Source organism: Streptomyces albidoflavus (assembly GCF_000719955.1).
GTDB classification, from domain to species: Bacteria; Actinomycetota; Actinomycetes; order Streptomycetales; family Streptomycetaceae; genus Streptomyces; species Streptomyces albidoflavus.
The window spans coordinates 414,886-436,327 of sequence record NZ_JOII01000006.1; the positions used below are offsets into that span (position 1 = coordinate 414,886).

The following is a 21,442-nucleotide window of genomic DNA, read 5'->3' on the forward strand; positions in this document are numbered from 1 at the left end:
CGGGGATGAAGGCCGGATGAGGGTTTCTTCATCTTCGCCGCCACCCCGGTGCGCGCGGCCGGCGGTGGGCCGGCCGCCGCGCCGGAGGTCAGCTGTCGAGGCCGATGGCGAAGGCGGCCTCGAGGTCGTGCTGGGAGTAGGTGCGGAACGCCACGTGGGTGTCGGTGCCCTCGACGCCCTCGATCTTGCTGATCCGGCCGGGGATGACGTCGGCCAGGTCGTCGTGGCGGGGCACGCGCACCATGGCGATCAGGTCGTAGGTGCCGGTCACCGAGAACACCTCGCTGACGTTGTCCAGTGCGGCGATGGCCTCGGCGATCTCGGGAATGCGGTCCACGCTGGTCTTGATGAGCACGATCGCGGTGATCACGGTTTGCTGTCTCCCTCGGTGGCCGTCGCTGGGGTCCTCACTCTAAGCGACCCCGAACGGGTCCACGCATACAGGAACCCCAGCGCGAATCCGATCAGGTGCGCCAGATAGGCCACGCCCGGGCCCTCGCCGCCGCGCCGGGCCGCGATCCACTGGAGCGCCGCCCAGAACGGCAGCACCACCCAGGCCGGTACCCGTACCGGGAGGAAGAGGAGGAAGGGCAGCAGCGTGGTGACCCGTGCCTTGGGCAGCACGTGGAGGAAGGCGCCGAGCACCGCCGAGATCGCCCCGGAGGCCCCCACCAGGGGCTGGGCGGAGTCGGCGAAGGCCGCCGCGTAGCCGAGCAGCGCCAGGTAGCCGCAGCCCAGATAGAAGAGCAGGTAGCGGACCGGGCCCATCCGCTCCTCCAGCATCCCGCCGAAGACGTGCAGGAAGAGCAGGTTGCCGAGCAGGTGCAGCCAGCCCCCGTGCACGAAGAGCGCCGTCAGCGGGGTCAGCGCCTCCTCGGCCCGCCCCCGGAACAGCTCGGCGGGGATCACCCCCCAGCGGTCGTAGTAGGCGTACTGCGCCGCGACCAGCCGCTCGCCCGTGCCGTACGCGGTGGTGAACCCGGAGACCGGACCGAGCAGGAAGACGATCGCGCAGAGGGCGATCAGGCCGTACGTGACGGGGTGGCCGCGCCCCGCCAGCCGCCGGGCCGCCGTCCGCAGGGAGCCGAACCGTGTCACGATCATGTTCAGATCATGGCGTAACCGGCGCAAACCACGCATACCGCCTCGCCGGTGCCCTGGGCGGCCCACGGGCGGCCCGCCAGGCCGTAGGGTTGCGGCGTCAGGCGGCACGGACGTACCGCGACCCGGTCGCGGTGGCGCCACGTGGTGGCGACGACACCAGCGCAGGCGACAGCGTGGTCGCGGCAGAAGCAGTAGCGACACCGAGTGACACCAAGGACAGCCACGATGACGGTTCCCCAGCCCACCACCGAGACCCGCTGGCGCTGCACGCTCTGCGGCAACCTCACGCGCTTCGACGTGACCCGCTCCTCCAAGGTCGTCGAGTACGTCCACCTCGACCTGGCCGGAGTGCCGAACGTCGAGGAGACCGAGGTCGTCAGTGAGACGATCGACTCGGTCCGCTGCCGCTGGTGCAACGCGGTGGACCAGATCGAACTGGTGGACAGGCCGGGCGCCGGCTCCTGAGGGAGCGGCACCCGCACGGCGATGGGGTGACTCGATGACGGACGGTGCGCGGCCCGCCGGCTCCACCTCGGGAGCGGACGGCCCCGAAGGCGGCGAGACGGCGGACGAATGCCTCGACCGCCCCCTGCCGGAGCCCGTACGCCACCGGGTCATCGCCCTCGCCTCCGAGGGGTTCGGCTCCCTCACCCCGAGCGAACTGCCCGCACCGCTGCGGCAGTACGCCCGGTTCACCCCCAGCCGCCGCGTCAAGTTCGCCGGGAACGCGCTGGCCGCCGCCCTGGAGCACGAGCCGCTCTTCCGCCAGCGCGTCGGCGAGCGGCTGCGGGAGAACCAGGCCGAGCTGGCCGCCGCCCTGGAGGCCGGCACCGCCCCGCCCGCCGCCGACCCGCTCGACGTGGCCGCCGCTGCCTACGTGCTGCGCCCGGCCGGCTGGGTCAAGCTGGTCACCGCCGGCGGCGAGGAGGCCCAGCGCGCCGACGCCGAGCGCGGCGGCGAGCGCGCCCGCGCCGAGGTGGCCCGGCTTCGCGAGGAGCGCGACGCGGCCCGCGCCCAGGTCCGTACCGAGACCGAGCGGCTGCGCGCCGAACTCGACCAGGCGCGCAAGCAGGCCGACGCCCTCCACCGCAAGCTGCGCAGCGCCCACAGCGACATCAAGCGCGGCGAGGCCGCCGTCCGCAAGGCCGAGGCCCGCACCGAGGAGGTACGCGCCGAGACCGCCGCCCAGCTCTCCGCCGCCGACAGCGAGAGCCGTCGGCTCAAGGCCCGGCTGGCCGAGTCCGAGGCGGCGCTGGAGGCCAGCCGCAAGGCGGCCCGCGAAGGGCGCAGCATCGAGGACATGCGGGTCCGGCTCCTCCTCGACACCGTGCTGGAGGCCTCCCAGGGGCTGCGCAGGGAACTGGCGCTGCCGCCCGCCGGTATCCACCCGGCCGACACCGTGGACGCGGTGGAGCCGGGCCGGATGACGCCGAAGGACATCGCGGCCCGCGCCCTCTCCGAGCACGACCCGGCCGTGCTCGACCAGTTGCTGGCGCTGCCCCAGGCCCATCTGGTGGTCGACGGCTACAACGTCACCAAGACCGGCTATCCCACGATGCCGCTGGAGAAGCAGCGGCTGCGGCTGCTCGGCGGCCTCTCGGCGCTGGCGGCGCAGACCGGCGCCGAGGTCACCTGCGTCTTCGACGGCGCCGAACTGGCCGCGCCGGTGCTGCTGGCGCCGCCGCGCGGGGTACGGGTCCTCTTCAGCAAGCCGGGGGTGACCGCCGACGAGCTGATCCGCCAGCTGGTGCGGGCCGAGCCGGAGGGGCGTCCGGTGACCGTGGTCTCCACCGACCGCGAGGTGGCCGACGGGATCGCGGCGGCGGGGGCCCGGCCGGTCGCCTCCGTGGTCCTCCTCAAGCGGCTCTCGCGCGGCTGAGGGTGGCGGGGGCGGTGCGGCCGGGGTGGCGCCGAGTACCGCCAACTTCCGTCGGTATCCCGTAAGTCGGCCAAGTGGCAGTCGGGCGCAAATGACCGACTTTGACAGCTCCTTCACGCGACGCCCTGTCAACCTCCCATGACTGACCGTGGATTCTTCGCAACGAAGCCAGGATGTGGCCGAGATTTTTCCTCACAGGATTTGAACTGATCACAAGGAGGTCACTAAGGTCGGCCCGAACCTCCGATCGGTTGATCACCCACCCGGGGTGACAGCGGAGGTACCCGCCCACCGGGTTCGTCGGTAGGCGGCTGAAGGAAGAAGGAGCTCGCCTTCGTGGCGTCCCACCGTCGACCCAAGCAGCCGAGCCGCACCCGCGTGACCGTGCTCACCGCGACCGCCGCCGCTGCCGTGGCACTCACCTCCCAGACCGCGCACGCCGACCCCAAGCCGTCCAAGACGGAGGTCAAGGCGAAGGTCGACAAGCTGTACGAGGAGGCCGAGAAGGCGTCCGAGAAGTACAACGGCGCCAAGGAGAAGCAGGACAAGCTGGAGGGCCAGATAGGCAACCTCCAGGACAAGGTCGCCCGTGGCCAGGAGGAGCTGAACGAGCTGCGCCAGGCGCTCGGTTCGGCCGCCAGCGCCCAGTACCGCACCGGCGGCATCGACCCCTCGCTGCAGCTCTTCCTCTCCGCCGACCCGGACGACTACCTGGACAAGGCGTCCGCGCTCGACCAGCTCAGCTCCAAGCAGGCCGAGGGCGTCAAGAAGATCCAGGCCAAGCAGCGCGACCTCGCGCAGCAGCGCCAGGAGGCCCAGGCCAAGCTCCAGGACCTCAGCGACACCCGCAAGGAACTCGGCGACAAGAAGAAGAAGGTCCAGGGGAAGCTCGCCGACGCGCAGAAGCTCCTCAACAGCCTCACCGCCGCCGAGCGCGCCGAGCTCCAGCAGGAGGAGGAGCGCGCCAGCCGCTCCGCCGGTGACCGTGTGGAGCTCGGGGACGCCGTCCCCGCCTCGAACCGCGGTGCCGCCGCCCTGGCCGCCGCCAAGTCCAAGGTCGGCACGCCCTACGTCTGGGGCGCCACCGGACCCAACTCCTTCGACTGCTCGGGCCTCACCTCCTGGGCCTTCGCGCAGGCCGGCTACACCATCCCGCGCATGTCGCAGGACCAGGCCAACGCCGGCACCCGGATCGGCTCGCAGAGCGCCCTCAAGCCCGGCGACCTGGTCATCTTCTACAGCGACCTGCACCACGTCGGCTTCTACGCGGGCAACGGCCAGGTGCTGCACGCCCCGAAGCCCGGCGCCAACGTGCGCTACGAGTCGATCAACAACATGCCGTACATGTTCGGCGTCCGTATCTGACGCACGGACACCACGGACACGCGCGAGCCGGAGGGGCCAGGACCCCTCCGGCTCGCGGCCGTTCGCACCCGTCCGGCCCTCCCCGCGCCACCCCCGGCCGACACCGCCCGAACGAGGGAATCCCCGTGGCTCGTGTCGCCCCGCGACTCCGCCGGTGACCTGCGGATGTGGCACAACGCCCCGATTTGCCCCACCCGAGGTCGTTGGAGCACGGGTGATCGCCCCGCTACTGTCTGCCGCGCACTTCCCCGCCAAGGCCGGGGGAGACTTCAGCGGAGGGGAGAACGGCTTCCAGTGGGGTCCCACCGACACACCGGTACGTCGCACACCGCACGCCACGCCCGAGGCGTGACCGCCGCCACCGCGCTGTCCGCGGCGGCGGCCACCGCGGCCGCCACGCTCGGCGGCGCCGCCCCGGCCGAGGCCAAGCCCGAGCCGGCCGCCACCCGGGCCTCCGTGGAGCGGCTGCTCACCGAGGCCGAGCGGGCCACCGAGGCCTTCAACAAGGCCGACGAGCGCACCGGCGCCCTGCGCGCCGAACTCCGCCGCACCCAGGACCGGGTGGCACGCGGCCAGGACCGGGTCAACACCATGCGCGGCGCCCTCGGCGCGCTCGCCGGGGCCCAGTACCGCAGCGGCGGCGTCGACCCGGCGCTGGAGCTGATCTTCTCCGCCGACCCCGAGCAGTACCTGGAGAAGGCCGCCACCCTGGACCGGATCAGCCTGCGCCGGGCCGGTGAACTCAACCGCCTCACCCAGGCCCAGCGACTGCTCACCCAGGAGCGCGCCGAGGCCGCCGCCACCCTCGCCGAACTCACCCGCAGCCGGGCCGCCACCGCCCGCCACAAGCGGACCGTCGAGGCCAAACTGGCCCGCGCCCGCGCCCTGCTCGCGGCCCTGCCCGACGGCGAGCGCGACGCCCACGACCGGCGCGCCTCCCGGTCCGCCCGGCCCGACCTCGGCGGCATCGCCCTCTCCGGCCGCGCCGGCACCGCCGTGGCCGCCGCCCAGCGCGCCCTGGGCAAGCCCTACGTCTGGGGCGCCAACGGCCCCGGCGGCTTCGACTGCTCCGGCCTCATGCAGTGGGCCTACGCCCAGGCGGGCGTCGGACTCCCGCGCACCTCGCAGGCCCAGCGGAACGCCGGACAGCACGTGCCGCTCTCCCAGGCCCGCCCCGGCGACCTCGTCACCTACCGCGCCGACGCCAGCCACGTCGGCATGTACGTCGGCAACGGCCAGGTCATCCACGCCCCCTACCCGGGCGCCTCGGTCCGCTACGACCCGGTCGGCATGATGCCGATCGCCTCCGTCACCCGGGTCTGACCACGGGCCGGGTCCGCGCGGCCCGTACGATCGGCGACCGTGACCGAAGCCCAGGGCCTCCCCGGGCGGCGCCGGGCGGCCCGCCTCGGGCTCGCCGCACTGCTGGCGGCGGGGTGCGCCCCCGCCTCCGGCCCGCCCCCGCCCGGCCAGGCGGCGGCCGCCGCCCTGCTCGGCCGGCGCGCCGCCGCCCTGCGGGAGCGCGACCCCGCCGCCTGGAGCGCCACCAGCACCGGCGGCACCGGACAGGACAGCCTCTGGGCCCGGCTCGCCGGGGTCCCGCTCGCGGGCTGGGCGTACCGGGTCACCGGGGTCCGGGCCGGTGACGCGACCGCCACCGTCGAGGCCACCCTGCGGTACCGCCTGCGGGGCGAGGACCCGGCGCCCGCCACCGCCCGGCGCCTCCTCGCCCTCGTCCGCCACGAGGGCCGCTGGCGGGTCCGCTCCGAAGAGGCCGCGCCGGGCGCCGCCCAGCTCCTCTGGGACCAGGGCCCCGTCCGCGCCCGGCGGGGAAGCTGGGGGCTGGTCCTCGGCACCGGGAGCGCCGGGGAGCTGGCGGCGTTCGCCCGGCTCGCCGAGCGGGCCGTACCCGTCGCCGACGAGGCCTGGGGCGGCGACTGGCCCCGCCGGGTCGTCGTCCTCGTCCCCGGCTCGCTGGCCGGGACCGCCGCGCTGCTCGGCGGGGAGCCCGACGCCTACCGGGGCGTCGCCGCCGTCACCACCGGATCGCCCGAGCCCGGCACCCCGGCCGACCGGATCGTCGTCAACCCCGAGGCGTACCGCGAACTGGACGCCCGGGGGAAGCAGTTCGTCCTCACCCACGAGACCGTGCACGTCGCCACCCGGAGCGTGACCGGCCCCGCCACCCCGCTCTGGCTCTCCGAGGGCTTCGCCGACCTGGCCGCGCACCGGGCCGCCCCGCGCCCCCTCGCCGCCGCCGCGCCCGCGCTGACCGCCGCCGTGGCCCGGGGTGAGGTGCCGCGCGCCCTCCCGGACGACGCCGCCTTCGCCTTCGACGGGGACAGCGGCGCGCTGGACCGGGCCTACGAGGGCGGCTGGCTCGCCTGCCGCCTGCTCGCCGACCGGTGGGGCGAGGAGCGGCTGCGCGCCTTCTACCGGGCCGCCGGGACCCGCGGCGGGCAGGCCGCCTTCCGCGAGGTGCTGGGCACCACCCGGGCGGAGTTCACGGCTGCCTGGCGGGCGTACCTCCGGGAGAAGCTGGGCTGAGCCCCTCCGGCGTGGCACCGGCCGCGCCGGGCACCGTACGGCGCCACAGCGCCCGGCCCGCCAGCAGGCAGGCCGCCACCAGCAGGCCGTTGCGGACCAGCATCACCCCCACCCCCAGCGGCGTGCTGCCCACCACGTCGCCGAAGAAGACCGGGAACTCCAGCACCGTCACCGCCGAGGCGGCCACCACCAGCACGGCGGGCCGCGTCATCCCGCTCCCGGCGAAGAGCAGGCAGACCGCCGCCAGCGCCACCAACCACAGCAGGTACTGCGGGCTGATCACCCGGCTCGTCGTGGTGAAGAGCAGCACCGCCGTGAACGCCGCGTCGGCCGTCGTGCCCGCCGCGAACACCCGCGCCCGCAGCCGCCAGTACACCAGCCACCCCAGCGCCACCACCGACAGCAGCTGCGCCGCCAGGCTCACCCCGGCCACCCCCGGGCCCAGGAACTCCAGCGAGCCGTAGTGCAGCTGGACCTCGCCCTGCCAGCCGAAGTACCGCGCCACATGGAAGACCAGCGCCCCCAGCGACTCCACCTCGGTGCCCCGGTCGCGCTGGGCCGTCAGGAAGACCAGCGCGTTCGGCATCGCGACTGCGAACGCCGCCAGCACCACCGCGCCGGTCACCGCCGCCGACACCCAGACCCGCCGCACCGCGCCCCGCGCCACCCCGATCAGCAGCAGCGCCGGCCACACCTTCAGCAGCGCCCCGAACGCCACCAGCGCCCCCATGAGCCGGGGCCGGCCCACCCCGGCCACCAGCGCCGCCACCGCGACCGCCGCCACCATCAGGTCGTAGCGCGCGTACGCCGTCGGGCCGAGCAGCACCACCCCGGCCACCCAGACCCACACCCCGCGCCGCGAGCGGTCCGGGCCGTGCGAGGCGCGCAGCAGCAGTGTGAGGACCACCGCGTCGGCCAGCAGCACCAGGACGAAGAAGGCGTGCGCGTACTCCAGGAACGGCAGCAGGGCGGGGGAGAGGATCGCCAGCGCCGCCGCGGGCGGGTACTGCCAGGTCACGTCGTCGGCCGGGAAGGCGCCGGTGGACAGGACGCCGTACCAGTTCCGGTAGATGACCGAGACGTCGACCGTGACGTCCGGTCCCGGCACCACCCAGACCTGGAGGACGCAGAGCAGCAGCGCCGCCCGGGTCGCCGCCCAGACCGCCACCGGGGCCAGGACGCCCGCCGTCGGCGGGGGCCGGTCCCCGCCCGTGGCACCCCTCGTCGCGGTGGCGTCCGTCGTCGCCGTCATCTCCTCGCGTCCCCTCGTCGCCGTACGGGACCAGCCATGATGCCCTTCGGGCCGCCCGGGCCACCATCGGACACGGCCGTGGCGCCGCGCCCTGGACCGTTGGGTACTGTCGGGCGCGATGGACAAGACCCTGATCGTGACCAACGACTTCCCGCCGCGCCCCGGCGGCATCCAGGCGTTCCTGCACAACATGGCGCTGCGCCTGGACCCGGACCGGATCGTCGTCTACGCCTCCACCTGGAAGCGCGGGCGGGAGGGCGCCGAGGCCACCGCCGCCTTCGACGCCGAACAGCCCTTCCCCGTCGTCCGCGACCGCACCACGATGCTGCTGCCCACCCCGGCCGCCACCCGGCGCGCCACCGGGCTGCTCCGGGAGCACGGCTGCACCTCCGTGTGGTTCGGCGCCGCCGCCCCGCTCGGGCTGATGGCGCCCGCGCTGCGCCGCGCCGGCGCCGGGCGGCTGGTCGCCACCACCCACGGCCACGAGGCCGGCTGGGCCCAACTGCCGGGCGCGCGCAGCCTGTTGCGACGGATCGGGCAGTCCACGGACACGATCACCTACCTCGGCGAGTACACCCGCTCGCGGATCGCCCGGGCGCTCACCCCCGAGGCCGCCGCCCGCATGGCGCACCTGCCGCCGGGCGTCGACGAGAAGACCTTCCACCCGGACAGCGGCGGCGACGCCGTCCGCGCCCGCCTCGGCCTCACCGACCGGCCCGTCGTCGTCTGCGTCTCCCGCCTGGTCCCCCGCAAGGGCCAGGACACGCTGATCAAGGCGATGCCCCGGGTGCTGGCCGCGCAGCCCGAGGCGGTCCTGCTGATCGTCGGCGGCGGCCCGTACGAGAAGGAGCTGCGCGCCCTCGCCGAGACCACCGGCGTGGCACGCTCCGTCCACTTCACCGGCCCCGTCCCCTGGTCCGAACTCCCCGCCCACTACGGCGCGGGCGACGTCTTCGCCATGCCCTGCCGTACCCGGCGCGGCGGCCTGGATGTCGAAGGGCTCGGCATCGTCTACCTGGAGGCGTCCGCCACCGGGCTGCCCGTGGTCGCCGGGGACTCCGGCGGCGCCCCCGACGCCGTCCTCGACGGCGAGACCGGCTGGGTGGTGCGCGGCACCCGCCCCGAGGACGTGGCCGACCGGCTCACCACCCTCCTCGCCGACCCCGCCCTGCGCGCCGCCATGGGCGAACGCGGCCGCGCCTGGGTCGAGTCCACCTGGCGCTGGGACCTCCTCGCCGACCGGCTCCGCGCGCTGCTCTGAGCCGCGAGACCCGAGCCCCGAGCCGGTACGCCGAGGGCCCGCCCCCCTGTCGCAGGGGGCGGGCCCTCGGTCTCGTGCACGCGCGGGAGGTCAGCGGGTGTAGATCGCCTCGATCTCGTCCGCGAAGTCCTTCAGGACCACGCCGCGCTTCAGCTTCAGCGAGGGCGTGATGTGGCCCGACTCCTCGGTGAACTGCGAGGGCAGCACCCGGAACTTGCGGACCGACTCGGCCTTGGAGACCGCGGCGTTGCCGTCGTCCACCGCGCGCTGGATCTCCGCCAGCAGCTCCGGGTCCTCCCGCAGCGAGGCCGCCGTCGACCCCGCCGGCTTGCCGTGGTCGGCCGCCCAGCGCACCAGGAACTCCTCGTCCACGGTGACCAGCGCGCCCACGAACGGCCGCCCGTCGCCGACCACCATGCACTCGGCGACCAGGGCGTGCCCGCGGATGCGGTCCTCGATCACGGCCGGGGCGACGTTCTTGCCGCCGGCGGTGACGATGATCTCCTTCTTGCGGCCGGTGATCGCGAGGTAGCCGTCCTCGTCGAGGGTGCCGATGTCCCCGGTGTGGAACCAGCCGTCGGCCAGCGCCTCGCGGGTGGCCGCCTCGTTGTTCCAGTACCGGTCGAAGAGGTGCTCGCCATGGAGGAGGACCTCGCCGTCGTCGGCGATGCGCACCACCGAGCCGGGCAGCGGCTGGCCGACCGTGCCGATCTTCTGGCGGTCCCACGGGTTGAAGGCGGTGGCCGCGCAGGACTCGGTGAGGCCGTACCCCTCCAGCACCGAGAAGCCGATGCCGCGGTAGAAGTGGCCGAGCCGCTCGCCGAGCGGGGCGCCGCCGGAGATCGCGTACTCGCCGCGGCCGCCGAGGACCGTGTGCAGCTTGCTGTAGACCAGCTTGGCGAAGAGCTTGTGCTTGAGCTTGAGGCCGAGCGAGGGGCCCTGGGGGGTGTCGAGCGCGCGGCTGTAGGCGATCGCGGTGTCGGCGGCCTTGTCGAAGATCTTGCCCTTGCCGTCGGCCTGGGCCTTGGCGCGCGCCGAGTTGTAGACCTTCTCGAAGACGCGGGGGACGCCCAGGACCATGGTCGGGCGGAACGAGGCCAGCTCGTCGGTGAGGTGCTTGATGTCCGGGACCAGGCCCAGGCGGATCGGCGCCATCAGCGCCGCGACCTCCACCAGCCGGCCGAAGACGTGGGCCACCGGGAGGAAGAGCAGCACCGAGCACTCGCCGGTGCGGAAGAGCGGTTTGAGCCGCGCCACCACGTTGCCGCACTCCGCGAAGAAGCTGCGGTGGGTCAGCACGCAGCCCTTGGGGCGGCCGGTGGTCCCCGAGGTGTAGACGATCGTCGCCGGGTCGTCGGCGCCGGCCAGCGCGCTGCGCTCGTCGACCGCCTCGTCGCTGAGGCCGGCCCCGGCCCGCTCCAGCTCGGCCACACCGCCGGCGTCCAGCTGCCAGACGTGCTTGAGGGCGGGCAGCGCGCCCCGGACCGACTCCACCGAGGCGGCGTGCGCCGGGGTCTCCACGACGCAGGCCACGGCGCCCGAGTCACCGAGTATCCACTCGATCTGCTCCGGCGAACTGGTCTCGTACACCGGGACGGTGACCGCGCCGGCGCTCCAGATCGCGAAGTCCATCAGCGTCCACTCGTACCGCGTCCGGGAGAGCAGCCCCACCCGGTCGCCGGGCTGGACGCCGGAAGCCATCAGGCCCTTGGCGGCGGCGCGGACCTCGGCGAGGAAGGCCGTGGCGGTCAGGTCCTCCCACGCGCCGTCCACCTTCCGGGCGATCACGGCCACATCCGGGTGCCGCTCCGCGTTGCGCCGGACGATGTCGGTGAGATTTCCGTCCGCTGGTACCTCGTACAGGGCCGGAAGGCTGAACTCGCGCAAGACTGCTGCTCCTCATAGGGCGCCGGCGCCACGACACTGTGCGATGCGACGGTGCGGTCCAAGAACGGGCAGGTGCTCAGTGGGGTGAGCACAACTGGACTGCCCGGACGTTACCCACCGGTATGACGGTTCCGATAGGGGGTTCCGGACATCTGTCTGATCCATCACACGGCGCGGCGATGCTCCGGGCACCCTAGTCCACCGCCTTTGCCACTGTGAAGTAAGCGCAGGTCCGGCCGGGTCTACCCGGCACGGGCCCGTGGTTCTAGGGTGGCAGACATGGCGGGTACACGGATTCATGTGGTCAGCGACGTGCACGGCAACGCGAAGGACCTCGCCCGCGCCGGCGAGGGCGCCGACGCCCTCGTCTGCCTCGGTGACCTGGTCCTGTTCCTCGACTACCGCGACCACTCACGCGGCATCTTCCCCGACCTGTTCGGCGCCGAGGCCGCCACCCGCGTCGTCGAGCTGCGCACCGCCCGCCGCTTCGAGGAGGCCCGCGCCTTCCAGCGCACCCTGTGGGCCGGCATCGACCGCGAACAGGCCCTGGAGGCGGCGGTCCGCCGCCAGTACGCCGAACTCTTCGCCGCCTTCCCCACCCCCACCTACGCCACCTACGGCAACGTCGACGTGCCCCGCCTGTGGCCCGAGTACGCCCGCCCCGGCACCACCGTCCTCGACGGCACCCGCGCCGAGATCGGCGGCCGCGTCTTCGGCTTCGTCGGCGGCGGCCTCCCCTCCCCGATGCGCACCCCCTACGAGGTCCCCGAGGAGGAGTACGCCGCCAAGATCGAGGCCCTCGGCGAGGTCGACGTCCTCTGCACCCACATCCCGCCCCAGGTCCCCGAACTCCTCTACGACACCGTCGCCCGCCGCTTCGAACGCGGCAGCTCCGCCCTGCTCGACGCCATCCACCGCACCCGCCCCCGGTACGCCCTCTTCGGCCACGTCCACCAGCCGCTGGCCCGCCGGATGCGGATCGGCGCCACCGAGTGCGTCAACGTCGGCCACTTCGCCGGCACCGGAAAGCCCTGGGCCCTCACCTGGTGACCCGGCCCCGCCCGGCACCGGGGGAGCCACGTGACCTCGCCCACCCCGGCGCGCGGTAGCCTGCACGCGGCGGGACGCCCGACAGCACCCGGCCGAGGCCGCACCCGGACGGGCCCGGCCGCACCGTTCAGCATGGAGGAGCCACGGCGATGGCGGAACACACCAGCTCTAGCATCACGATCGACGCGGCCCCGGCCGAGGTCATGGCCGTCATCGCCGACTTCGCCCGCTACCCGGAGTGGACCGGCGAGGTGAAGGAGGCCGACGTCCTCGCCACCGACGACCAGGGCCGCGCCGAACAGGTCCGCCTCGTCCTCGACGCCGGCGCCATCAAGGACGACCACACCCTCGCCTACACCTGGCACGGCCCCGACCAGGTCCGCTGGACCCTGGTCAAGTCGCAGATGCTCCGCGAACTGGACGGCTCCTACACCCTCGCCGCCCTCGGCGAGGGCCGCACCGAGGTCACCTACCAGCTGACCGTCGACGTCAAGATCCCCATGCTCGGCATGATCAAGCGCAAGGCCGAGAAGGTCATCATCGACCGCGCCCTCGCCGGGCTGAAGAAGCGCGTCGAGTCCCACCCGGACGCCTGACCCGCCCGCCCCACCCGGGGCACCACCCCCGAACAGGGAGGACGACCGTGCGCACGGTCCTCGTCACCGGACCCGGCGGCGCGGGCCGCACCACCCTCGCCGCCGCCACCGCCCGGGCCGCCGCCCGCACCGGCACCCGCGTCCTGCTGCTCACCGCCGACCCCGGCGACCGCCTCGGCACCGCCCTCGGCACCCCGCTCGGCCCCGCGTCCGTCGAGGCCGCCCCCGGCCTGCACGCCCTGCGCCTGGACGCCGCCGACCGGCTCCGCGCCGACCTCCTCGCCCTCCAGGAACGCGCCGCCACCGCCCTGGACGCGCTCGGCGCCACCCCGCTGGCCGCCGACGAACTCACCCCGCTCCCCGGCGCCGAGGAACTCGCCCTGCTCCGCGCCCTGCGCGAACTGGCCGCCCTCCCCGACGGCGACCCCGCCCGCCCCGGCCTCGTCGTCGTCGACCTGCCCGCCGCCCCCCGCGCGCTGGCCCTGCTCTCCCTCCCCGGCGAACTCCGCCGCTACCTCGCCCGGCTGCTGCCCGCCGAACGCCAGGCCGCCCGCGCCCTGCGCCCCCTCCTCGGCCGCCTCGCCGGACTCCCGCTCCCCGGCGAGGGCCTGTACGCGGCCGCCGCCCGCTGGGACACCGAGCTGGCCGCCGCCCAGGCCGCCCTGACCAGGCCCGGCACCAGCGTCACCCTCGTCGCCGAACCCGGCCCCGCCGGCGCCGACGCCCTCCGCGAGGCCCGCACCGCCCTCGCCCTGCACGCCCTGCCCGCCGGCCCCGTCCTCGCCAACCGGGTGCTGCCCGCCGAGGGCGCCGGAGCCTGGGCCGCGCCGCTCCTCGCCCAGCAGGCCAAGACCCTCGACGCCTGGGACCAGGACCCCGGCGGCCCGGCCGTCCGCGTCCCGCACCTCGGCCACGACCCGCGCGGCCCCGAGGACCTGGACGCGCTCGGCGTGCCCGCGCCCGGACCCGTACCCGCCGCCGCCGGACCGCGCGTCGAGGACCGGCTCGCCGAGGACGGGGTGCTGCTGTGGCGGCTGGAGCTGCCCGGCGCCACCCGCGACCAGCTCGACCTGGTCCGCCGCTCCGACGAACTGGTCGTCACCGCGGGACCGTTCCGCCGCATCCTGCCGCTCCCCGCCGCCCTGCGCCGCTGCACCGTCGCCGGGGCCGCCCTGCGCGACGGGGCGCTCACCGTCCGCTTCGCCCCCGACCCCGCCCAGTGGCCGCAGGGCCGCTGAACCCCGTACCGAGGCCGCCGTTCCGGTACCGTCGGAAGGGAGTACCCCTCCCTTCACCCGCCGCAGGAGCTGGCCCATGAGCGACGCCACCGAGCGCCCCGGAACCGACCGACCCGGCGCCGACGAGGACGCCTGGGGGCAGGCGTGCGCCGAGGACCTCGCCGCCGAGCGGGAGCGCCGCCGCGCCCGGTACGGCACCCCGCCCGGCTCCGCCGCCGAGGAACTGCGCAAGCTGATGGAGGCCGTCACCGGCAAGCTCGCCGAGGGCAACCTCCTCGGCGCCGCCGTCCAGGGCGCCGAAGAGGCCGTACGGCAGGCCCGCGCCGCCGCCGAACCGGTCATCGCCCGCAACCCGGAGGTCTTCGGCCACCTCGCCGCCGCCGGCTCCGAACTCCTCGCCGCCTACCGCTCCGCCGTCGAGAAGCAGGAGAGCGGCTGGACCAAGGGCACCGGCGCCGCCACCCCGCCGCCGCGCAAGCCCGAGGAGCCCACCGGCGAGGCACGCCCCGGCGGCCGCCCGGACGACGAGGACCCCGGCCCCGCCGAACACATCGACCTCGACTGAACCCGTCCCGAACTCCCGGACGACGCCCGCCCCTCGGGTACCGTGGCCCGCAGCGGGGCTCGACCTGAACTGAGGGACACATGGGACTGACCATCGGCGTCGACATCGGCGGCACGAAGATCGCGGCCGGAGTCGTGGACGAGGAGGGCGCGATCCTCAACACCTTCACGGTGCCGACACCTGCGACCGCCGAGGCCATCGTGGACGCCATCGCCTCCGCGGTCGAAGGGGCCCGCGAGGGTCACGAGATCGAGGCCGTCGGCATCGGCGCCGCCGGATACGTCGACGACAAGCGCGCCACGGTCCTCTTCGCGCCCAACATCGACTGGCGCCACGAGCCGCTCAAGGACAAGGTCGAGCAGCGCGTCGGCCTGCCCGTCGTCGTCGAGAACGACGCCAACGCCGCCGCCTGGGGCGAGTACCGCTTCGGCGCGGGCAAGGGCCACGACGACGTCATCTGCATCACGCTCGGCACCGGCCTCGGCGGCGGCATCATCATCGGCAACAAGCTGCGCCGCGGCCGGTTCGGCGTCGCCGCCGAGTTCGGCCACATCCGCGTCGTCCCCGACGGGCTGCTCTGCGGCTGCGGCAGCCAGGGCTGCTGGGAGCAGTACGCCTCCGGGCGGGCCCTCGTGCGGTACGCGCGACAGCGGGCGGCGGCCACGCCCGAGAACGCGGTGCTGCTGCTGTCGCTCGGGGACGGGACCACCGAGGGGATCCAGGGGAAGCACGTCTCGGAGGCCGCGCGGCAGGGGGATCCTGTCGCCGTCGACTCGTTCCGGGAGCTGGCGCGGTGGGCCGGGGCCGGGCTGGCCGATCTCGCCTCGCTCTTCGACCCGTCGGCGTTCATCGTCGGTGGGGGGGTCTCCGACGAGGGGGAGCTGGTGCTCGACCCGATCCGGAAGTCGTTCCGGCGGTGGCTCATCGGTGGGGCTTGGCGGCCCCATGCGCAGGTGCTCGCCGCCCAGCTGGGCGGGAAGGCTGGGCTGGTCGGTGCGGCCGACCTTGCTCGACAGGGCTGAGCCGGGGGCCGGCTCGTTCTTGGGGGTTCGGCCCGGTGGGCCGGGCCCCCTTTTTTTGCCTCGGGCGCCGGCCGGGCTTCGGTCGGGTGCGGTCCGGCTATCGGCGCCGGTCACCGATGGCCTCAAGCGCCGGCCGGGCTTGGAATGTGGCCTCAAGCGCCGGCCGGGCTGGGATCTGCCGGACTGTGGGGTGTCGAGTGCCGGTCACCGATGGCCTCAAACGCCGGCCGGGCTGGGAGAGCGCCGGCCGGGCTTGAGGAGTGCCGGTGGGCTGGAGATGTGGCCGTTCCCGGGGGCCGTGCGGTGGGGTGCGACTCGCTCGGCTCGGTGGGGGAGGCTGAGGTGGTGGGGGGCGGTTAATTTGGGGGGATGGTCGACATGGTGCGGGTCGGGCCGGGGGAGTTGCCTGCCTCCGGGCGGGTGGGCGGGGACGTCGTGGTGCGGGTGCTCAGCTACAACGTGCGGTCGCTGAGGGACGATCCGGCGGCCGTCGCGCGTGTGGTGCGGGCCTGTGCTCCCGACCTCGTCCTGGTGCAGGAGGCGCCCCGGTTCTTCCGCTGGCGCAAACCGCTGGGGCGGCTGGCGGCCGCCTCCGGGCTCGTCGTCCTGGGCGGCGGGGCGCCGGCGGCCGGTCCGGCGCTGCTCTGCTCGCTGCGGGCCACCGTGGAGTCGGTCCACGACGAACTGCTGCCGCTCACCCCGGGACTGCACCGGCGCGGCTTCTCCACGGCGGTGGTGCGGTTCGGGACGGTCCGGCTCGGGGTGCTCAGCTGCCACCTGAGCCTGCAGAAGGACGAGCGGTACGCGCAGGGCGGGATGGTGCTGGAGCGGCTGGCGGCGCTGGGGGTCGAGCACGCCGTGGCCGGGGGCGACATCAACGAGCGCCCCAAGGGCCGCACCTTCCGGCGGCTGGCCGCGGAGCTCCAGGACGGCTGGGCGGTACGGCCCTGGGGCGGCGAGTACACCTCGACCCCGGCCGACCCGCACCAGCGGATCGACGCGGTCTTCGCCACCCCGGGCATCGAGGTGCTGGGCTGCGGGGTCCCGGCGCCGGGCACGGCCGCTCCGGGCGTACCGCCGTTCACCGAGGACGACCTGGTCCGGGCCACCGACCACCTGCCGGTGCTGGCGGCCCTGCGGGTGCCGGGCACCGGGCGCTGAGCCCGGGCCCTGCCCGCCGGCCCGCGCCCGTCAGACCACGGCCCCGCGCCCCGGGTCGTCCTCGTCCTCGTCGCCGTCGTTCATGCGGACGACCAGGGTGGCGAAGCCGCCGAGGAAGCCGCCGACGCCGAGCGTCGTCAGCCACCAGGTCATGTCCCAGTCCAGCAGGACCGCGAGGAGCAGCAGCAGCGGGCCGCCGAGGACGGCCACCCAGGCGAAGCGGGTCGTGGTGTCGGCCTCCGGCAGCGGCGGCGGCTCGGGCGGCACGAAGTGGCCCTCGTCGTCGTCCTCGGCGGCGCCGCCCTTCCTGGCGCCCTTGCCGTCCTTGCCCGCCGGGGTGTTCTCCTCGGCGAGCCGGTAGTCGCGCGGCCCGATGCCCGGCGCGAAGGAGACCGAGCCGCCCAGCGGCGGGCGCTCCGGCTCCAGGGTGTCGGTGCCACCGGCCGGGTCCGGGGTGACGGACGGCAGCTCGCGGTCCAGGTCGGCCATCTCCTCGACCGACTTGAAGGGCCGGGCTCCCGGCGGGTCGGCCGGCTCGTCGCCGTACCCGGCGACGATCGCCTCCCAGGCGGCCTTCTCGTCCAGCGGGGGCTTCTGCTCGTCGGGCTCGCAGTTCTCCTCGCGGCCCGCGCCCTGTTCAGCCACTGACGGCCTCCCCTTCCGGCCTGCTGTCCGCCCCGTCCGCCCCGGTGCGGGCGAGGAAGGCGGCGGTCTCCTCGAAGACGCGCGGGGCGTCGTGGTCCAGTGTCGCCACGTGGAAGCTGTTCTGGAGCAGGATCTCCGTCACGTCCCGCGAGGAGACCCGGCCCAGCACCCGCGCCGAGTCGGCGGGCGGCACCACGTGGTCGCGGGGGCTGCGCAGGAGCAGCAGCGGCTGGGTGACCTGCGGCAGCTCCGCGTCGACCAGCCGGAAGAAGTTCCGCAGGGAGTGCGCGGCGTGCAGCGGCACCCGGTGGTAGCCGACCTCCTCGGAGCCCTCCAGGGCGATGTCGGAGACCAGGCCCTTGGTGGTGCGCACCAGGTGGCGGGCGGCGGGCAGCGCGTAGGCGCTCAGGCCGTGCACCTTGTTGGCCGGGTTGACGACGACCACGCCGCGGACCGCGTCCCCGTGCCGGGCGGCCAGCCGCAGGGCCAGCGCGCCGCCCATCGAGAGCCCGGCGACGTGGACCCGCTCGCAGCGGGACAGGAGTTCGCCGAGGGCCCGGTCGACCTCCGCGTACCAGTCCTGCCAGCCGGTGAGCTGGAGGTCTTCCCAGCGGGTGCCGTGGCCGGGGAGGAGCGGCAGGGAGACGGTGTGGCCGCGGGCGGCGAGGTCCTCGGCCCAGGGGCGCATCGACTGGGGTGTTCCGGTGAAGCCGTGGCAGAGGAGGACACCCGTGGGGCCGCCGTCGTGGCGGTACGGTTCGGCTCCAGGCAGGACCGGCACCTTCGGTCTCCGTTCGTGAGGCGCGGACGGGGGCAGACGGCTCCGGAGGGGGCGTCGCGGCCGCCGCCGGTGCGGGCTGGTGTGGTCTTCACCGTACGCGACCGGGCCTGTACCGACCAGGTTCCGTGACGTCCCGCGGCCACCGCCGGCCGGCCGCTGCCGAGGAGGGCACCGCGCCCGCCACGGGTTAAGGTCTCTGGCGACATACCCGGCAGGAGGAAGACCCTTGATCTACGGAGCCATGAAGGTCGTCATCGGTGGGCCGCTGAAGGTCGCCTTCCGGCCGTGGGTGGAGGGCATCGAGAACATCCCCGCCGACGGTCCGGCGATCCTCGCCAGCAACCACCTGTCGTTCTCCGACTCCTTCTTCCTGCCGACGATGCTCGACCGGAAGGTCACCTTCATCGCCAAGGCGGAGTACTTCACCACGCCGGGCGTGAAGGGCCGGATGACTGCCGCCTTCTTCAAGGGCGTCGGCCAGCTCCCCGTCGACCGCTCCGGCGGTCGGGGCGCCGGCGAGGCCGCCATCCGCAGCGGCATCGAGGTGCTGGAGCGCGGCGAGCTGTTCGGCATCTACCCGGAGGGCACCCGCTCCCCGGACGGCCGCCTCTACCGAGGCAAGCCCGGCGGCCTCGCCCGGGTGGCGCTGGCCACCGGCGCCCCCGTCATCCCCGTCGCCATGATCGACACCGAGAAGATCCAGCCCCCCGGCCAGGTCCGCCCCAAGCTGATGCGCCCCGGCATCCGCATCGGCAAGCCGCTGGACTTCCGCCGCTACGAGGGCATGGACCACGACCGCTTCGTGCTGCGCGCGGTGACCGACGAGGTCATGTACGAGATCATGAAGCTCTCCGGCCAGGAGTACGTGGACGTCTACGCCACCGTCGCCAAGCGGCAGATGGCCGAGGACGCCAAGAAGCGGGCCGAGGAGGAGAAGGCCATCGCCAAGGCGGAGAAGGCCGCCGCCAAGGCCGCCACCGCCCGCGAGCAGGACGACAGCGGCCGGGCCGCCTGAGACCTCCGCCGCGCCCGCACCCCGTTTCCGGTTACTTTTGTCGGCGGAAGAGGCCGCCGGTCCGGGCGGCCGGGAGACGGGGGCCCGGGGATGAGACGTGAGGCGGCCGCGATGAGCATGTCGGTGGAGCAACCGCTGTGGCGCGCGCTGACCGCGTACCGCGCGCTCACCGCCGTCTACGCGGTCGCCATCGCCGTCGTCGCCCGCGACTCCTACGAGCGCCCCCAGGTGGCCTTCGGCTACCTCGCGGTCCTGCTGGTGTGGACGCTGGCGACGCTGCCCCGTTTCACCGGCGCCGCCCGCTGCACCCGCCCCTTCCTCGCCGTGGACACCGGCCTCGCACTGGCCGGCATCCTGCTCACCCCGCTCGCCGACGGCGCCGGCCGGCACGCCGCCGACGGCCCGACGCTGCCCTCCATCTGGACCGCCGGGGCCGTCCTCGCCTGCGCGCTCAAGGGCGGCTGGCGCTGGGCGGCGGCCGCCTCCACCCTGGTCGGCGCCGCCAACCTCGCCCAGCGCGGCGAGGCCAGCCCCAACACCCTCCACAACGTGCTGCTGGTCTGGGTCGCCGCCATCGCCATCGGCTACGTGGTCGAGGTGGCCCGCGCCTCCGAGCGCACCCTCGCCCGCGCCCTGGAGATCCAGGCCGCCACCCGAGAACGCGAACGCCTCGCCCGCGACATCCACGACGGGGTCCTCCAGGTCCTCGCCATGGTCCAGCGCCGGGGCACCGCGGTGGGCGGCGAGGCCGCCGAACTCGGCCGCCTCGCCGGCGAGCAGGAGGCCGCGCTGCGCCGCCTGATCACCCAGGGCCCGGTCCCGGAGCCGCGTACGGCGGCCGGTCCGGACGCCGCGCCCGAGGACGACACGCGGCCCCAGGACCTGATGGCGCTGCTCGGCCGGTACGCCGACGCCCGCGTCACCCTCTCCGGCCCCGGCACCCCGGTGGAGCTGGCCCCGCACGCCGCCCGCGAGACGGCCGCCGCCGTCGGCGCCGCCCTGGACAACGTCCGCACCCACGTCGGCCCCGGCGCCCGCGCCTGGGTCCTGGTGGAGGACGAGCCGGACCAGGTGCTGGTCTCCGTGCGCGACGAGGGGCCCGGCATCCCCGAGGGGCGGCTGGCGGAGGCGGCAGAGGAGGGGCGGCTCGGCGTGGCCCAGTCGATCCGGGGCCGCCTGCGCGACCTCGGCGGCACCGCCGAGCTGGTCTCGGTGCCGGGGCAGGGCACCGAGGTGGAGCTGACCGTACCGAAGCAGGACCAGGGCGGCGGGGAGGCGGCGACGGGCCGCCGGTACCCGGCCCGGACGGGGGAGGGGACGCAGTGACGACCGAGGAGCAGGCGCCGGGCGAGCAGGTGCGGGTCATGGTGGTCGACGACCACCCGATGTGGCGGGACGCGGTCGCCCGGGACCTGGCCGAGGCCGGGTTCGCGGTGGTGGCCACCGCCGGGGACGGGCCGCAGGCGGTCCGCCGGGCCCGGGCCACCCGGCCCGACGTGCTGGTCCTCGACCTGAACCTGCCGGGGCTGCCCGGTGCCCGGGTCTGCCAGGAGGTCGCGGGCGAGGACGGGCCCCGGGTGCTGGTCCTCTCCGCCAGCGGTGAGCACACCGACGTGCTGGAGGCGGTCAAGGCCGGGGCCACCGGCTACCTGGTGAAGTCCGCCGGGACCGAGGAGCTGATCGACGCCGTCCACCGCACCGCCCGCGGTGACGCCGTCTTCACCCCGGGCCTGGCCGGGCTCGTCCTCGGCGAGTACCGAAGACTGGCCGCCGGACCCGCCCCCACCCGGGGCAAGCCCGACGCGCCCCGGCTGACCGCCCGCGAGACGGAGGTGCTGCGGCTGGTCGCCAAGGGGCTCAGCTACAAGCAGATCGCCGAGCGCCTCGTCATCTCGCACCGCACCGTCCAGAACCACGTGCAGAACACCCTCGGCAAGCTCCAGCTCCACAACCGCGTCGAACTGGTCCGGTACGCCATCGAGGCCGGGCTCGACGAGGAGGACGAGGCCGAGGGGACCCCGGGCGCGGAGCGCTGACCCGCCGTATCCTCACGCTGAGGCGGCCCACCAGCCCA

Annotated in this window: 21 protein-coding genes; 15 read left to right on the forward strand and 6 right to left on the reverse strand. The window is 74.9% G+C overall.

Annotated elements, in window-relative coordinates; all coding sequences use genetic code 11:
• Positions 1 to 88 precede the first annotated feature (88 nt).
• Complete coding sequence (locus IF45_RS0109655; RefSeq protein ID WP_003947636.1) at positions 89 to 370, reverse strand: Lrp/AsnC family transcriptional regulator; 282 nt, start codon at positions 368 to 370, stop codon at positions 89 to 91.
• On the reverse strand, positions 367 to 1,104 hold the full coding sequence (locus tag IF45_RS0109660; RefSeq protein ID WP_008415132.1) for a rhomboid family intramembrane serine protease: 738 nt from the start codon (positions 1,102 to 1,104) through the stop codon (positions 367 to 369). The genes IF45_RS0109655 and IF45_RS0109660 overlap by 4 nt, the downstream gene beginning before the upstream one ends.
• Before the next feature lie 225 nt (positions 1,105 to 1,329).
• Between IF45_RS0109660 and IF45_RS0109665 the strand changes: the two genes are divergently transcribed.
• From IF45_RS0109665 to IF45_RS0109685, 5 genes are all read left to right on the forward strand, one after another.
• Positions 1,330 to 1,569: a hypothetical protein gene (locus IF45_RS0109665; protein WP_003947634.1), complete on the forward strand. Its 240-nt coding sequence runs from the start codon at positions 1,330 to 1,332 to the stop codon at positions 1,567 to 1,569.
• Positions 1,570 to 1,603: 34 nt separating this feature from the next.
• Positions 1,604 to 2,983, forward strand: coding sequence for an NYN domain-containing protein (locus IF45_RS0109670; RefSeq protein WP_003947632.1), 1,380 nt, complete (start codon positions 1,604 to 1,606; stop codon positions 2,981 to 2,983).
• A gap of 336 nt (positions 2,984 to 3,319) precedes the next feature.
• The gene (locus tag IF45_RS0109675) at positions 3,320 to 4,348 is read left to right on the forward strand and encodes a C40 family peptidase (RefSeq protein WP_008415127.1); all 1,029 of its coding nucleotides are present in this window, start codon (positions 3,320 to 3,322) and stop codon (positions 4,346 to 4,348) included.
• A gap of 294 nt (positions 4,349 to 4,642) precedes the next feature.
• Positions 4,643 to 5,671, forward strand: a complete 1,029-nt coding sequence (locus IF45_RS0109680; protein ID WP_030306809.1) for a C40 family peptidase — start codon at positions 4,643 to 4,645, stop codon at positions 5,669 to 5,671.
• Between the two features lie 39 nt (positions 5,672 to 5,710).
• Entirely contained in the window at positions 5,711 to 6,895 is a 1,185-nt protein-coding gene (locus IF45_RS0109685; protein WP_030306811.1) for a hypothetical protein, read from the forward strand.
• Here IF45_RS0109685 and IF45_RS0109690 read toward each other — a convergent pair.
• The gene (locus IF45_RS0109690) at positions 6,852 to 8,147 is read right to left on the reverse strand and encodes a glycosyltransferase 87 family protein (protein WP_030306813.1); all 1,296 of its coding nucleotides are present in this window, start codon (positions 8,145 to 8,147) and stop codon (positions 6,852 to 6,854) included. The two genes, IF45_RS0109685 and IF45_RS0109690, sit on opposite strands and share 44 nt — an antisense overlap.
• Positions 8,148 to 8,265: 118 nt before the next feature.
• On the opposite strand from IF45_RS0109690, the gene IF45_RS0109695 reads away from it, so the two are divergent.
• Positions 8,266 to 9,408, forward strand: coding sequence for a glycosyltransferase family 4 protein (locus IF45_RS0109695; protein ID WP_010637350.1), 1,143 nt, complete (start codon positions 8,266 to 8,268; stop codon positions 9,406 to 9,408).
• A gap of 90 nt (positions 9,409 to 9,498) precedes the next feature.
• On the opposite strand, the gene IF45_RS0109700 is transcribed toward IF45_RS0109695, so the two are convergent.
• A complete protein-coding gene (locus IF45_RS0109700) occupies positions 9,499 to 11,295 on the reverse strand; it encodes an AMP-dependent synthetase/ligase (RefSeq protein WP_003947626.1) in 1,797 nt (598 codons plus the stop codon).
• Positions 11,296 to 11,574: 279 nt separating this feature from the next.
• On the opposite strand from IF45_RS0109700, the gene IF45_RS0109705 reads away from it, so the two are divergent.
• The 6 genes from IF45_RS0109705 to IF45_RS0109730 all read left to right on the forward strand — a co-directional run bounded on the left by IF45_RS0109705 (position 11,575) and on the right by IF45_RS0109730 (position 16,927).
• On the forward strand, positions 11,575 to 12,345 hold the full coding sequence (locus tag IF45_RS0109705) for a metallophosphoesterase family protein (protein WP_078842858.1): 771 nt from the start codon (positions 11,575 to 11,577) through the stop codon (positions 12,343 to 12,345).
• A gap of 149 nt (positions 12,346 to 12,494) precedes the next feature.
• Positions 12,495 to 12,941, forward strand: coding sequence for an SRPBCC family protein (locus tag IF45_RS0109710; RefSeq protein WP_003947624.1), 447 nt, complete (start codon positions 12,495 to 12,497; stop codon positions 12,939 to 12,941).
• A gap of 47 nt (positions 12,942 to 12,988) precedes the next feature.
• On the forward strand, positions 12,989 to 14,179 hold the full coding sequence (locus IF45_RS0109715) for an ArsA family ATPase (RefSeq protein WP_030306815.1): 1,191 nt from the start codon (positions 12,989 to 12,991) through the stop codon (positions 14,177 to 14,179).
• Positions 14,180 to 14,255: 76 nt separating this feature from the next.
• Entirely contained in the window at positions 14,256 to 14,744 is a 489-nt protein-coding gene (locus IF45_RS0109720; protein WP_030306816.1) for a DUF5304 domain-containing protein, read from the forward strand.
• A gap of 80 nt (positions 14,745 to 14,824) precedes the next feature.
• A complete protein-coding gene (locus IF45_RS0109725; RefSeq protein ID WP_003947621.1) occupies positions 14,825 to 15,766 on the forward strand; it encodes an ROK family glucokinase in 942 nt (313 codons plus the stop codon).
• A 369-nt stretch (positions 15,767 to 16,135) separates the two neighbouring features.
• Positions 16,136 to 16,927 (forward strand): endonuclease/exonuclease/phosphatase family protein, encoded by a 792-nt coding sequence (locus tag IF45_RS0109730; protein ID WP_370443945.1) that lies wholly within the window; start codon positions 16,136 to 16,138, stop codon positions 16,925 to 16,927.
• 30 nt (positions 16,928 to 16,957) lie between these two features.
• On the opposite strand, the gene IF45_RS0109735 is transcribed toward IF45_RS0109730, so the two are convergent.
• Both IF45_RS0109735 and IF45_RS0109740 read right to left on the reverse strand, forming a co-directional pair.
• Entirely contained in the window at positions 16,958 to 17,572 is a 615-nt protein-coding gene (locus IF45_RS0109735; protein WP_003947619.1) for a hypothetical protein, read from the reverse strand.
• A complete protein-coding gene (locus IF45_RS0109740; RefSeq protein ID WP_030306819.1) occupies positions 17,565 to 18,353 on the reverse strand; it encodes an alpha/beta hydrolase in 789 nt (262 codons plus the stop codon). Before IF45_RS0109740 ends, IF45_RS0109735 begins: the two co-directional genes overlap by 8 nt.
• A 226-nt stretch (positions 18,354 to 18,579) precedes the next feature.
• On the opposite strand from IF45_RS0109740, the gene IF45_RS0109745 reads away from it, so the two are divergent.
• The 3 genes from IF45_RS0109745 (at position 18,580) to IF45_RS0109755 (ending at position 21,404) form a co-directional block, all read left to right on the forward strand.
• Positions 18,580 to 19,368 (forward strand): lysophospholipid acyltransferase family protein, encoded by a 789-nt coding sequence (locus IF45_RS0109745; protein ID WP_003947617.1) that lies wholly within the window; start codon positions 18,580 to 18,582, stop codon positions 19,366 to 19,368.
• Positions 19,369 to 19,458: 90 nt separating this feature from the next.
• On the forward strand, positions 19,459 to 20,694 hold the full coding sequence (gene macS / locus IF45_RS0109750) for a MacS family sensor histidine kinase (protein ID WP_003947616.1): 1,236 nt from the start codon (positions 19,459 to 19,461) through the stop codon (positions 20,692 to 20,694).
• Between the two features lie 38 nt (positions 20,695 to 20,732).
• On the forward strand, positions 20,733 to 21,404 hold the full coding sequence (locus tag IF45_RS0109755; protein ID WP_044474559.1) for a response regulator: 672 nt from the start codon (positions 20,733 to 20,735) through the stop codon (positions 21,402 to 21,404).
• The last annotated feature ends 38 nt before the right edge of the window (positions 21,405 to 21,442 follow it).